Source organism: Rufibacter sediminis (assembly GCF_014269285.1).
In the GTDB taxonomy this organism is placed as follows: domain Bacteria; phylum Bacteroidota; class Bacteroidia; order Cytophagales; family Hymenobacteraceae; genus Nibribacter; species Nibribacter sediminis.
The window spans coordinates 1-13,556 of sequence record NZ_JACOAF010000045.1; the positions used below are offsets into that span (position 1 = coordinate 1).

Sequence of the window (13,556 nt, forward strand, 5' to 3'; positions counted from 1 at the left end):
CTGAGCGTCAGCGAGTTTCTTTTCTTCATGATTCTTTTGGTTACTTTTCTCATCCAGGAGAAAAGTGACAAACGCGGGCAGACCGCGATTCCAGCCTCAAGGCTTGCAGGACGGAAATAGAAGAGTAATGGCGAGATGCTAATCGGAGCGGTAGTCATGGTTGTTGGTGAGAACACCAACAACGGCGGGCGGGTTGGTCGCTCAACAGCTGATAAGAAGAAGGAAAGGCATTAAAGTAAATCCGCGCCATAGAGGGTGATAAAGTGCCATCAAGGAGAGTTCATATCGAGATACAGCGCACACGAATGCCTCTGAGGCTAGCGCCACACTGAAGTTGCAAACTTCAGCTCATGGTAGGTCCAAGTTAAAAGCTTGAACCATGATATAAGCTTGAACCATGATATAGAGAAGATGATTACAATCTCTAAATAGAAGGGCCTTTTAAAATAAAAGAGCTCTTTAATCAAAAGGAGCTCTTCAACAGGAACAATAAAAAAAATAAAAGACTAGAACACCGCCGGAGCATACAGGCACTCCTGCAACAGGCTGTTCAACGACATCATGGCCTTGGCGCCTTGCAGCAACTCCTGAAAGTGCAGCACATCCGTCAAGGTCAGCACGAAGCAGCGCTCAGAGCGGTACGGCATCAGCACGTGCACATCCGACGCGCGGGAAGGGTCGTGTACCATTGCCTCTACGTTTATAGCCTCCACGTGCTGTTTCAGCACCAGGAAATCTTTCACCTTGAAGGGCGAGATGCCGCCCGCAAACTCCACGAAATAACAGTTATACCGATTACACTGGTACACCGCACCGTAAACAGTCCGGAATAATTCTTGCAGGTTGGGAGGAGTTGGCATAAGCGAAGCGGCTGGTTGCTCAAAAGGAACACTGCAAAAATAGCCTCTCTTTAGAATCAGTCCAAATAAAAATGAATGATATTTCTCATCTCCCACGTGAAAGTCATAAAAACAGCGTTTCTGGCCTCCTTTTTCAAAAAAGGCCAGAAACGCTTAAAGAAAGATAGCACCCGGATTATTTCTCCCGATTCACGAGCTTGGAAAAATGGCTGTCTTTTTCGTCCTGGTACAGGAAGGCCAGCTTCTTCTCCTCAAACTTCTCAAAAAACTCCTCCCAACTGATGTCTTCCAGGTTGTCCTCGGCGTAACCCGGGAAATTGATGCGCAGCAAGCCGGCTTCCTCGCCTTTGCCGGTGCCTTTCACGGTAGCGGGTTTGCCTTGGCGGGCCTCGGCCCATTTCTTGATGGTCTCGTGATCGGTGGTGGTTTTCGCTGATTCTGCCATAGGTTAGAGATGATTGGTGTACTCCTCTTTGTACCGGCCCGTTTCCAAAAAGTTACCACCCAGCGCCATCCTCTGCCCGAAACTTATACCCTACCTTTATGGTTTTACCTGTATGCACTTTCCTGAACGATTCACTTCTATGAGACTTCTTTCTTTTGCCTTTATATTCCTGCTCACCTTCACTTCCTGCGCCCAAAGCCGGAAAGAAAAACAAGCCGCTGCCCAAACCAAGCCCACCTCTGCTCCCGCGCCCGACAGCCTGGCCGTGGCCACGTTTGCCGGCGGATGTTTCTGGTGCACTGAAGAAGCCGCCGAGAAGCTGAAAGGCGTTTACACGGTGGTCTCGGGTTATACCGGCGGTTCCACCAAGAACCCCACCTATGAGCAAGTGAGCACCGGCCTGACCGGCCACGCCGAAGCCGTCCAGATCTCCTATGACCCTAAGGTGGTGTCTTATGAAACGCTGCTGGAAGCCTTCTTCGCGGCCCATGACCCCACCACGCTCAACCGCCAGGGCCCCGACGAAGGAACCCAGTACCGCTCGGCCATCTTCTACCGCACTCCGCAAGAAAAGGCCCAGATTGACGCCTACATCAAGAAACTGAACGCCGCGCGGGCTTTCCAGGCCCCCATTGTGACCGAAGTAGCCGCCCTCAAAGAGTTCTACCCCGCCGAGGAAGAGCACCAGGATTTCTACCGCCACAACCCCAACAACCCCTACATGCGCGCCGTCTCTACCCCCAAAGTGGAGAAATTCAAAAAGAAGATGGAAGGCAAGTTGAAGGACGAGTAATTTGGGAATTTGAAGATGGGGCGATTTGAAGATTAGAAGATTGGGCGATTAGAAGATGTGCTGATTTTCCATGCTCTTATGTGCTTCTCTTCGGCTTGCTACAAGACAGACCGAAGAGAAGTTCTAGGTCTCCCAGCCGCTATACCGCCTGCTCAAAGACCTCGAAGTGTCCGGAGGACCTTGCGAGTGTCTACGCCGAAAACTTTCCGGTAACGTACCGCTAAAGCTCTAAAGCTCTTTCGGATTTATAATCCGAAAGCTGCGAGAAGGGGATTTGTAATCCCCCTGCACAATTTTTTAACCGCGGCTCACGGCGGATTAAAAATCCGCTTCTCAATGGTTCGGGATTACAAATCCCGAACAGCAAAAAGCCGCAGTAGAAACGGGGGAAATGTGATTCAGAAGAACTCAGAGCGTTTTTGACCTGCTTTTCCGAAATCAGGCGGTAAACAGACCAGCTTTTATTCTCCCACTCATTCAATCTCTCCATCATTCAATCCCTCAGTGAATTCGGCAACTAACCCTTGCACAGGTTCGTTTCCAGTAACCGGCAAGAATGGCTAGCTTTGCCCCTGTTTTTCTAGAAAAGATTTACCCTTGAAAGCAACGCAATTTTTGGAGCTGTACCGGCAAGACCCCGTGGTGCAAACCGTGGCCCAACGCCTGCAGACTCCTGAACCTCAACATATACAACTCAAAGGGCTGGTGGGCAGCCTGGACGCCGTGGTGGCGTCTGCCCTGCAAACCATGCAGCCCGGCACCTACCTGTTCGTGCTGCATGACCGCGAGGAGGCCGCCTACTTTTACAGCGACCTTTCCAACCTACTGGAAGAAGGCCAGGAAGTGCTTTTATTCCCCAGCTCGTACAAGCGCGCCTACCAGTTTGACCACACCGAGAACGCCAACATCCTGCTGCGCGCCGAGGTGCTCAACCGCCTGAACAACCGCGCCGGGGCGGGTGCCATGATTGTCACCTACCCCGAGGCGCTGACCGAAAAAGTCATCAATAAGAAATCTCTGGTGGCAAACACGCTGGGCGCGAAGGTGGGCGAAAAACTGGACGTGAATTTCCTGACGGAGATGCTGGCCAGCTATGACTTCGAGCGTACCGATTTTGTGTACGAGGCCGGCCAGTTCGCCGTGCGCGGGGGCATCGTGGACGTGTTCTCGTACGCGAACGAGCTGCCGTTCCGTCTGGAGATGTTCGGTGATGAGATTGAAAGCATCCGGACGTTTGACCCCAACACGCAGCTCAGCGTGGAGCAGAAAAAGCAGATTTCCATCATCCCCAACGTGCAGACCAAACTGCTGCAGGAAACCCGCGAGTCGTTTCTGGACTTTATTCCTGAAAACAGCGTGGTTTGGGTCAAAGATTACCGGCACACCATAGAGGTGGTCACGGAGTCTTATGAGAAGGCTGAGCAGTCTTTTCAGGAGATGCTGGAGGCCAGCGCAGGCGTGCAGATTGTCTCCAACCCAGAGGATTTGTTCGAATCGGGCAAGTCTTTCAAAAAGGCCCTGGAAACGTTCACGCTGGTGGAGTTCGGCAAGCGGTTCAACTTCCGCAACGCAGAAGTGGTGCAGTTTCAGGCGCATCCGCAACCTTCGTTCAACAAAGATTTCCAACGGTTGGTAGCCAACCTGCACGAAAACCAGAGCAACGGCTACGTGAACGTCATCGCCGCCGAGTCGCCGCGCCAAGCCGATAGATTGACCACCATTTTTGACGAACTGGACCATGATGTTCGGTTCCATCACCTGATGCTGGCGCTGCGCGAGGGTTTCGTGGATGATTTAGTAAAACTCGTCTGCTACACAGACCATCAGCTGTTCGAGCGTTTCTACAAGCACAAAACCCGCGAAGGCTACTCTAAATCCAAAGCGCTTACCTTAAAGGAACTCCGCACGCTCAAGCCCGGCGATTACGTCACGCACATGGACTACGGCATCGGGCGGTTTGCGGGGCTGGAGAAAGTAGAAGTGGGCGGCAGAATGCAGGAAGCCATTCGGCTCATTTACCGCGACGATGATTTGCTGTACGTGAGCATCCACTCGCTGCACAAAATCTCTAAATACACCGGCAAAGAAGGTACGCCGCCCACCATGAGCAAACTAGGCTCGCCAGAGTGGGAAAACAAGAAGAAAAAGGTCAAAAGCAAAGTCAAAGACATTGCCGCCGAACTGATTTCTTTGTACGCTAAACGCAAGAAAGCGCCCGGTTACGCCTACTCCAGAGATGGCTTCCTACAGGCAGAGTTGGAGTCCTCTTTTATTTACGAAGACACCCCAGACCAAGGCAAAGCGGTAGAGGACGTCAAAAACGACATGGAGCAACCCCATCCCATGGACCGTCTGGTGTGCGGAGACGTGGGCTTCGGGAAAACCGAGGTGGCCATACGGGCAGCGTTCAAAGCGGCCTGTGATGGCAAGCAGGTGGCCGTACTGGTGCCTACCACCATTCTGGCCATGCAGCACTACAAAACGTTCCGGGACCGGTTAGAAGCCTTCCCGGTGAACGTGGAGTACATTAACCGCTTCAAGACCACCAAGCAAATAAAGGAAACCCTTTCAAGGGTAGCCGAAGGCAAAACCGATATTCTCATTGGCACGCACCGCCTGGCCAGCAAAGATGTCAAGTTCAAGAACCTGGGCTTATTGGTTATTGACGAGGAACAGAAATTCGGGGTAAAAACAAAGGATAGACTGAAGGAAATCAAGGTAAACGTAGACACGCTCACGCTCACCGCCACCCCTATTCCGCGTACGCTACACTTCTCTTTGATGGGCGCCCGTGACCTTTCCGTGATTGCCACGCCGCCGCCCAACCGCCAGCCGGTACAAACCGAACTGCATGTGTTTGATGATACCCTCATCAGGGACGCCGTAGCCTATGAGTTGAAGCGCAAAGGACAGGTCTTCTTCGTGCACAACCGCATCTCAGACATAGAGGAAATGGCCAACCTCATCCTGAAACTGGTACCCGATGCCAAGGTGACGTACGCCCACGGCCAGATGGACCCTGAAGAGTTGGAGAAACGTATGATGCGCTTTGTGGAAGGCCATTATGACGTACTGGTGAGTACCAATATTATTGAAAGCGGGCTGGATATCGCTAACGCCAACACCATTCTCATCAACCGCGCCCACATGTTCGGGTTGAGCGATTTGCACCAGATGCGCGGGCGCGTGGGCCGTTCCAACAAGAAAGCATACTGCTACCTATTAACCCCGCCGGTTTCCGGCCTGCCTTCCGATGCCCGCAAACGCCTGAGCACCCTGGAAGAATTCTCTGATCTAGGCGAAGGCTTCAAGATTGCCATGCGTGATCTGGACATCCGCGGCGCGGGAAACATGCTGGGTGGCGAGCAGAGCGGTTTCATCAATGACCTGGGTTTTGAGGCGTACCACCAGATTCTGGACGAGGCCGTGCAGGAACTGAAGGAAACCGAATTCCGGGACCTGTTCTTCAAAGACCTGGAAGCCGATAAACTGCTGGAGCCGGTGAGGGAGTGTTCCGTGGAAACGGACCTAGAAATCCTTATCCCAGACTCTTACATCAGCAACATCTCTGAACGTTTGCAGATGTACAGCAAGCTGGACCGCGTAAAAGACCTGGAAAGCCTGGAGAAAATAGTGGAGGGCATGGTAGACCGTTTCGGGCCGATGCCGCCCGAAGTAGACCAGTTGGTGAACATTGTGAAAATGCGCTGGGAAGCCTGCCATCTGGGTTTTGAGAAGCTCACGCTCAAGAAAGACACGCTCAAGGGGTACATTCCCAGCCACAACAATGAGGCTTTCTTCCAGTCAGAAACTTTTAGCCGCATTTTACAGTACGTGCAGCAGCATCCGCGCCGCTCCCGCCTGAAAGAAGCCAAAGACAAGCTGATTGTGACCGTAGAAGATGTCTCCACGCTGGAACAGGCCAAAGGCATTTTTGCCGATATGCAGGCATAAATTTGTTTTGGGGCCACTTTTTCAAAAGTGGCCCCAAAACAAAAGACCTCTTTCTCTGTTTGCCTTTGAATTGCAGAACGGGTAGCTTCCGTTATCCTTACAAGAACTTTTGAACGCATTGTCCATGAACTCCTCTACAGCCTCTCCTACTACCCTGGATATCCTTTCTATCTTCAGGGCGTTGCCGAGGCTCTATATTGTGGTCTCCCCAGATTTCACCATCGTGGAAGCCAGTGACGCCTACCTGACGTCCACGTTCAAAGACCGGTCTATCCTGGGCAAGTACCTGTTTGAGGTATTCCCGGACAACCCAGACCTGGCCTCGGCCGATGGGGTGCTCAACTGGCGGCAATCGCTTGAGTTCGCCCGCGACAACAAAGTGCCCCATAAAATGGCGCTCCAGCGCTATGACGTGACCAAGCCAGAGGAGTTGGGCGGGGGCTTTGAGGAAAAATACTGGCAGCCCTCCAACACCCCGGTCTTAGACGCTAGCGGCAACGTCCTTTATCTGATTCATGAATCTGAGGATGTGACCCAGCAGGTAAAAAACCTGGAAGAAACCGAAAGGCAAACGCAGCAAGCCCAGCAGAACCTGGAGCGGTTTGAGCTGATTGCCCAAACCACCAATGACGTCATCTGGGACTGGAATCTGCTCCAGAACACCGTTTGGTGGAACGAAGGCTTTAAAGTCATCTTTGGTTACAGAGACGAAGACATTGAGCACGATGTCAACTCCTGGTACGGCCGTATCCACCCAGATGACGCTCAACGCATTGTAGACGGCATTCACCAGGTCATAGACAGCGGCGGCACCAACTGGCAGGATGAGTACTGTTTCTTAAAGGCAGACGGCACCTACGCCGATATCTTAGACCGAGGCACCATTTCCCGAGATGCCAACGGAACCCCGCTGCGCATGATTGGGGCCATGGTAGACCTCACCGAGAAAAACCGCTACGCCGTTGAGCTGAAGGCCAGCGAACAGCACGTGCGGGCCCTCCTGGAGGGCATCCCGGAAATAGCCTGGGTAGCCCGCGCCGATGGATACATCTACTACTACAACAAAGCCTGGTACGCCTACACCGGCAACACCAATCCAGACGAAGGCTGGGACAAGGTCGTTCACCCCGCTGATCTGGACTCCACTATTTTCAACTGGAGCCAAGCCCTGACCACGGGGCAGGAATACGTGAACGAAGCCCGGCTAAAACAGGCTTCAGACGGCAAGTACCACTGGTTTACCATGCGCGCCACGCCCCTGAAGAACGAAGACGGTACCATTCGCGCCTGGATTGGCGTTGACACCAACATCCAGGAGCAGAAAGACATCCAGCAGAAGCTCAAAGAACGGGACGAGTACGTGCAGCGCATGCTGTCGCAATCGCCGGTGCAGTTTGCCGTGCTCAAAGGCGCGGATTGGATAGTTGATTTCGCCACCCCGCAATTCAAGCAACTGGTAGGCGGCCGTGACACGGTAGGCAAGTCCTTCCGCCAGGTAGTGCCTGAACTGGAAGAGCAAGGATTTTTCGACATCATTGAGCAAGTGTACGCCACCGGTGAACTGCATTTAGGCACAGAAACCCCCGCCTACTTAGACCGGAAAGGAAACGGCACCCTGGAGTTGGGGTATTTCAACTTCATGTACCAACCCCTCTTTGATGAGCACCAGCAAGTGGAAGGCATTATTGTGCTGGTGGTGGAAGTGACGGAGCAGGTGAGAATGCAGGAAGAGGCCCTGAAACTAGCCCAGGAACTGAAAATCTCGCATGAGCGTACCCTCAAGATCCTGGAGGCTCTGCCTCACATGACCTTTACCGCCCGCCCAGACGGTTACATAGATTACTACAACCAGCAATGGTATGACTACCTGGGCACCACGCAGGCAGAACTGAACGGCTGGGGCTGGGAGTACTTCATCCATCCCGAAGACATAGAGATTACCCATTCCCGGTGGCGCCATTCGCTCCGCACCGGCGAGCCATTTGTGCTGGAAAACCGCTGGCGCACCAGAAACAGCGAAACCTACCGTTGGTTTCTGGTACGCGGCATTCCCGTGCGCGATGAGGAAGGCACTATCTACATGTGGGTGGGCTCGCACACCGATATCCAGGACCAGAAGCAAATGCTGCTGGACTTGCAGGAAAGCACCCAGAACTTCCAATTCCTCGCTGACAGCATGCCCCAACTCGTCTGGACCACTGACCCCGAAGGCTACCATGATTACTTCAACCAGAGGTGGGTGGAATACACCGGCTATGACGTGGAGGCGAGCAAGGGTACCACCATGTGGAACAACCTGCTGCACCCTGACGATCAGGAGAAATCCTTTGCCCGTTGGCGTCACTCCCTGCGCACCGGTGAGCCCTATGAAGTAGAATACCGCTTCAAGCGGGCTTCTGACGGGGAATGGCGGTGGTTTCTGGCCCGTGCCTTGCCGCAACGCGACCAGGAAGGAACCATTGTCAAGTGGTTTGGCACCTGCACAGACATAGAAGACCAGAAACGCAACGAGGAGTTGATGGAGCAGACCAACCGCGAGCTCCGCAGCATCAACGAGGACCTGGACAGCTTTGTCTATACCGCCTCGCATGACCTCAAGCTGCCCATCATCAACATGGCCGGCATCTTCCAGGCGCTTACCCAAACGGCCACCTTCCATGACCCAGATGCGCAGCTTCTGATCAGCATGTTCAACCGGTCCTTGAAGCAAATCAATGCCACCATCTCAGACCTGGCCGAGATCGTGAAAGTGCAGAAGGAAATTGACGCGCACCAGGAGGAGATTATTCTGTCAGAGTTGGTAGGCGAGGTACAGCTCAGCATCCAGGACCTCATCCAGAGCTCGGGTGCTTTGATCACCTGTGATTTCACCCAGGCTTCGTGTTTGGTGTATTCCCGCGTTAACCTGAAGAGTATTTTCTATAACCTCATCAGCAACGCGGTCAAGTACCGTTCGCCTGAGCGCGCCCCTGTGGTCCACCTCCAAACGCAGCAACAGCCCGGCTATGTGGTGCTCACGGTGCAGGACAACGGCATGGGGCTGGACATGGAGAAACACGGCTCTAAGATGTTTCAGATGTTCAAGCGGTTCCACAACCACGTAGACGGCTCTGGTCTGGGCCTGTATATCCTTAACCGCATCATCCAGAAGAACGGGGGCCGCATTGAGGTGGCCAGCCAGGTGAACGAAGGCACCACCTTCACTATTTATTTTAAAACCGAAGCTTACTAAGGTAAGTCCATCTATATTTGTTCTATGAAAAGGCTGAACCTGATATTGTTGGTAGACGACGACGAGACCACCAATTACCTGAACAAGCGGCTGCTTACCCGTATGGAGATCGCTGAGCACATTGAAGTGGTAACCAACGGAGAAGAGGCCCTCACGTTTCTGAACGACGCAATTGCCGCCGGCAGACCACTCCCCGATCTTATGTTCCTGGACATCAAGATGCCGGTCATGGATGGTTTTGAGTTCCTGGACCAGTACCATCAGTTACCCGCTACTGCCCAGAAATGCATTCTGGTGATGATGCTCACCTCCTCGGCCAGTTTCTATGACCTGGAGAAACTGAAGAAATACAACGCCGTGGAGCAGCACATTTCCAAACCCCTGGAAGAAGCTCACGTGCGCGAGATTCTGGAACAGCATTTCAACTAAAGACAAGACTCCTGTAAACCGCAGAAGGGCGGCTTTGTGTAAAACAAAGCCGTCCTTCTGTCTATAGGCCTGGTGTAAATAAATTGAAGAGGTAAGGAAGTAAGTCAGGTATTGAAAATGCCCTGATGCAGCGCTAGCGCCCGTTTATTCCAGTAGAAATTGTGGTAGTTTTCCCCGCCTGCGCAGCGGCAGAAACAGACGTTCCTTTTTTAGACTGCCCGTGCGCAAACCCAGATATCACCAGAAAGAACAACAAGAAAACACCCAATAAAGGTAAGTATCGTTTCATAGAAAAGTAAGCTGAAAAATGATTTCTCCCACTTACTGATTTCCGCTTCAAAGGTTATCCACACGTCATTCCCGCCCCGGCATTTTCTGCAAAAGTCGTCTTAAAATCAAAGCCGGAAAACGGGCACGGCTTAACCCTTCAGAAAGGCTATCGTACACATACGTACATGTCCCTATTTCCTAAGAGGCATCTAATGTGCTATTTATTTAACTGAATCAGAAATCATGGACGATAACCAAAGACGCAGAGAATTCCGCCCGGGTCCGGACGGGAATGCCCAGAACCACCAGATAGGTCGTGAGCTGTATAACCGCGACCGCGAGAGCCATCAGTCTCCGCAACGGTCAAGCGACAACAACTGGCACAGCGGAAACCAGTTCAACCACAACCAGCACCAGAACCACTTCCCCGAGGATTCGCACCAACGCAACTCAAACGCAGACCGCGGCGCCAGCCTGAGCAAACACTACGGCAACAGTGAGTACAGCGCCTACCGCAACCCCAACAGCCTTAACTACGGCGATGGCCGCGGCAACAGCACCCCACAGTCGGGAGGTTCTTCTTATGGCAGCGGCCGTTCGCAGCAGGGCAACGAGCACTTCACCCCTTACGGTGACAGCCGCGGCAATTACAACGCCCGTCAGGATTCTTATGGCCAGGGCCATGACCGCGTGCATTCAGACAACCGCATCTCTGAGCAGCGCCGGCTAGATGACACCAATGAGAACTATTACCGCGGTGCCTACATGGACTCGCGCGGCGTGCGCCAGGAACTACCCCGCCCAGATGACAATCCGTACAACGAGTACCCGGGAACCCGCAGCCGCTACAAAGACGATGATTACCGCTACGGCAGCGGAAACCACACCTGGTACGAAGAACAACGCTACACCGACAACAACGGCCGCCGCGCCGACCGTGACAAAGGTGACATCTTAGGCGACATGGGCGAAGGCGTGCGTGAGGTATGGCATGATGTAAAAAACATGTTCTCCCGCAACTCTGATCACCGTGATCAGGACCAAAACCGCTATGACCAGGACAACCGCCGGAACGACCACGAGTACCGTTCCCGCAACGACCGCGGCACCGAGCGGGGCCCGCGCTGGTCAGACGAGACTGACTCCGGCGATGATGCCTCCCGCCACCCGCGCAACAACAACCCGCGCTATTATTAATCAGCGGTTTATCTAACCAGAATTGTGATGAGAGCCCTGATGATAGCCATTGCGGTCACCAGCGTAGTAGCCTCCTATTTACTTCTCCGGGCCTTCCCGGAGGATGAGGTCTCCGCTGATGGTTACCCCGAAGCATAGATACAGCTTACCTACTTCCTGAAGCCGGTGCCGTTGGGTGTCGGCTTCTTTTTTATGGCTGTTTTTGCCCTCTTTTTCAGAAATTTGCCTTAAAACGTATTTGCCCGTCATGCTAGAAGAACTCCTCCCCCAGATCAGAGCCTGCCAGCTGTGCGCCGCGCACCTGCCCCACGGCCCACGGCCGGTGCTACGAGCGGCTGCCTCAGCGCGGCTTATGATTGTAGGGCAGGCCCCGGGCACCAAAGTCCACGCCTCGGGCATTCCCTGGGATGATCAGAGCGGAAAACGGCTGCGCAGCTGGCTGGGGCTCACGCCCGATGAATTCTACAACGAGGAGCACGTGGCCATCATCCCCACCGCCTTCTGCTACCCCGGCACCGGCCCTTCCGGTGATCTACCGCCCCGCCCCGAGTGCTTCCAGCACTGGCACCCGCAGTTGCTGCCGTTCTTGCCCAACATCCAGCTCACGCTGCTCATCGGGACGTACGCGCAGCGGGCCTTCCTGGGGAAAAACGCCAAAGCCACCCTCACCCAAACCGTAGAAGCCTGGCAAGACTATCTGCCCCGGTACCTGCCGCTGCCCCATCCCTCGCCCCGGAACATTGCCTGGTTTAAACGCCACCCCTGGTTTGAGCGCGAGGTGGTGCCTACCCTGCAGGAAATTGTACAGGCAACGTTGCCAGGCTAGAAAAGGGATGTGTTTTTTGCCTATTTTCACAGAAACAGGCCTGAAACGCATGCACATCCAGATACAGAGCAAACTGCCCTCCGTCAGCACTACCATTTTCTCCACCATGAGCCAACTGGCTCAGCAATACGGAGCCATCAACCTCTCCCAGGGCTTCCCTGATTTTGATTGTCCGCCGGAGCTGATGGATCTGGTATCGGAGGCCATGCGGGCGGGCTTCAACCAGTACGCGCCCAGCCCCGGCCTGCCTTTGCTGCGGCAGAAAATCAGTCAGAAGACGCAGCAGCTGTACGGCCACTCCGCGAACCCGGACACCGAGATCACCGTGACCTCCGGCGCCACCGAAGCCCTGTTCTCAGCGATTGCGGCCGTGGTACAGCCCGGCGATGAAGTGCTGGTGCTGGAGCCCTGCTATGACTCTTACGTGCCGGCCATTGAGCTGAGCGGCGGCGTGCCCGTGTTTGTGCCCCTGCAGTTTCCTGGTTTCAGGGTAGATTGGCAGCAGGTGGAGGCAAAACTCACTCAGAAAACGCGCCTGTTCATCATCAACTCGCCGCACAACCCCAGCGGCGCGGTCTGGCAAAAAGAAGACCTGGACGCGCTTACCACTCTCACCCAGCAGTACCCGTTCCTGATTCTCAGTGACGAGGTCTACGAGCACATGGTATTTGACGGGCAGTCGCACCACAGCGTGCTCACCGTGCCAGCCCTGGCCGAGCGGTCGTTTGTAGTCTCTTCCTTCGGGAAAACGTACCACACCACCGGCTGGAAAGTAGGCTACTGCATCGCGCCCGCCGCCCTCACCACCGAGTTCCGGAAAGTACACCAGTACCTCACCTTCAGCACGGCCACGCCGCTGCAACACGCCATTGCGGCATACTTAGACAACCAGGAACATTACCTCACCCTGCCCGCTTTCTACCAACAGAAACGCGACCTGTTCGCCTCGCTCCTGCAGCCCTCCAAATTTGAGCTGCTGCCCTGCACCGGCACCTATTTCCAGTTGGCCCGCTACCGCCAGATCTCTGATCTGCCAGACGTGGAGTTCTCGCAGTGGCTCACCAAAGAAGCCGGCGTAGCGGTCATCCCCATCTCCGTTTTTTACCACCAAAACCTGGACCAGGGCGTCATCCGGTTCTGCTTCGCGAAGAAAGAAGAAACCTTGAGAGCCGCCGCCGAACGGCTAAATCAACTCTAGTTGTAGTTCTGAGTCTTGAGTCCAGAGTCCTGAGTTGGGCACAGGCGTTTTGAGGCATTTTTTACAAAAACAGACTTAAAGCACCTCCCGTCCGCAGGACGATGCAGGCATTGCTGCGTCTCCAACCTAGTAGCGGAAACCGCGCTGTCTCGGGACTGGGCCGCATGCGTAGCCCAGTGCTGAGACAGCGCGATCAGTGACTTTACAAGCAGCAACGGCCTACGCTCCCTATGAAACAGAGGACGGCTGCGAGGTGTCATAAGAAGTGAAGAAAAGACTGTCTGAGCGTCAGCGAGTTTCTTTTCTTCATGATTCTTTTGGTTACTTTTCTCATCCAGGAGAAAAGTGACAA

Annotated in this window: 10 protein-coding genes; 7 read left to right on the forward strand and 3 right to left on the reverse strand. The window is 54.0% G+C overall.

Features of this window, described 5'->3' with window-relative positions; translation table 11 throughout:
• Positions 1-506 precede the first annotated feature (506 nt).
• Entirely contained in the window at positions 507-860 is a 354-nt protein-coding gene (locus H7U12_RS20425) for a hypothetical protein (protein WP_186641628.1), read from the reverse strand.
• Between the two features lie 175 nt (positions 861-1,035).
• Positions 1,036-1,305, reverse strand: a complete 270-nt coding sequence (locus H7U12_RS20430; RefSeq protein WP_186641630.1) for a hypothetical protein — start codon at positions 1,303-1,305, stop codon at positions 1,036-1,038.
• 139 nt (positions 1,306-1,444) lie between these two features.
• Between H7U12_RS20430 and msrA the strand changes: the two genes are divergently transcribed.
• On the forward strand, positions 1,445-2,098 hold the full coding sequence (gene msrA / locus H7U12_RS20435) for a peptide-methionine (S)-S-oxide reductase MsrA (protein WP_186641632.1): 654 nt from the start codon (positions 1,445-1,447) through the stop codon (positions 2,096-2,098).
• A gap of 220 nt (positions 2,099-2,318) precedes the next feature.
• Here msrA and H7U12_RS20440 read toward each other — a convergent pair whose 3' ends face one another.
• Positions 2,319-2,591, reverse strand: coding sequence for a hypothetical protein (locus tag H7U12_RS20440; protein WP_186641634.1), 273 nt, complete (start codon positions 2,589-2,591; stop codon positions 2,319-2,321).
• Between the two features lie 104 nt (positions 2,592-2,695).
• Between H7U12_RS20440 and mfd the strand changes: the two genes are divergently transcribed.
• The 6 genes from mfd (at position 2,696) to H7U12_RS20470 (ending at position 13,204) form a co-directional block, all read left to right on the forward strand.
• The gene (gene mfd, locus H7U12_RS20445) at positions 2,696-6,052 is read left to right on the forward strand and encodes a transcription-repair coupling factor (protein ID WP_186641636.1); all 3,357 of its coding nucleotides are present in this window, start codon (positions 2,696-2,698) and stop codon (positions 6,050-6,052) included.
• Positions 6,053-6,176: 124 nt separating this feature from the next.
• A complete protein-coding gene (locus tag H7U12_RS20450; protein ID WP_186641644.1) occupies positions 6,177-9,284 on the forward strand; it encodes a PAS domain-containing protein in 3,108 nt (1,035 codons plus the stop codon).
• 24 nt (positions 9,285-9,308) lie between these two features.
• Positions 9,309-9,713 carry a response regulator gene (locus H7U12_RS20455; protein WP_186641646.1) on the forward strand — a complete coding sequence of 135 codons (405 nt, stop codon included), beginning with the start codon at positions 9,309-9,311 and terminating at the stop codon, positions 9,711-9,713.
• A 513-nt stretch (positions 9,714-10,226) separates the two neighbouring features.
• Entirely contained in the window at positions 10,227-11,180 is a 954-nt protein-coding gene (locus tag H7U12_RS20460) for a hypothetical protein (RefSeq protein WP_186641648.1), read from the forward strand.
• Between the two features lie 247 nt (positions 11,181-11,427).
• Positions 11,428-12,006, forward strand: a complete 579-nt coding sequence (locus H7U12_RS20465; RefSeq protein WP_186641650.1) for a uracil-DNA glycosylase family protein — start codon at positions 11,428-11,430, stop codon at positions 12,004-12,006.
• 49 nt (positions 12,007-12,055) lie between these two features.
• Positions 12,056-13,204, forward strand: coding sequence for a pyridoxal phosphate-dependent aminotransferase (locus tag H7U12_RS20470; protein WP_186641652.1), 1,149 nt, complete (start codon positions 12,056-12,058; stop codon positions 13,202-13,204).
• Positions 13,205-13,556 lie beyond the last annotated feature (352 nt).

What these genes read in the sequence shown, in the direction of transcription:
- H7U12_RS20425 (WP_186641628.1), bottom strand. Translation starts at nt 860, where the DNA reads ATGCCAACTCCTCCCAACCTGCAAGAATTATTCCGGACTGTTTACGGT.
- H7U12_RS20430 (WP_186641630.1), bottom strand. Translation starts at nt 1,305, where the DNA reads ATGGCAGAATCAGCGAAAACCACCACCGATCACGAGACCATCAAGAAA.
- msrA (WP_186641632.1), top strand. Translation starts at nt 1,445, where the DNA reads ATGAGACTTCTTTCTTTTGCCTTTATATTCCTGCTCACCTTCACTTCC.
- H7U12_RS20440 (WP_186641634.1), bottom strand. Translation starts at nt 2,591, where the DNA reads ATGATGGAGAGATTGAATGAGTGGGAGAATAAAAGCTGGTCTGTTTAC.
- H7U12_RS20450 (WP_186641644.1), top strand. Translation starts at nt 6,177, where the DNA reads ATGAACTCCTCTACAGCCTCTCCTACTACCCTGGATATCCTTTCTATC.
- H7U12_RS20455 (WP_186641646.1), top strand. Translation starts at nt 9,309, where the DNA reads ATGAAAAGGCTGAACCTGATATTGTTGGTAGACGACGACGAGACCACC.
- H7U12_RS20460 (WP_186641648.1), top strand. Translation starts at nt 10,227, where the DNA reads ATGGACGATAACCAAAGACGCAGAGAATTCCGCCCGGGTCCGGACGGG.
- H7U12_RS20465 (WP_186641650.1), top strand. Translation starts at nt 11,428, where the DNA reads ATGCTAGAAGAACTCCTCCCCCAGATCAGAGCCTGCCAGCTGTGCGCC.
- H7U12_RS20470 (WP_186641652.1), top strand. Translation starts at nt 12,056, where the DNA reads ATGCACATCCAGATACAGAGCAAACTGCCCTCCGTCAGCACTACCATT.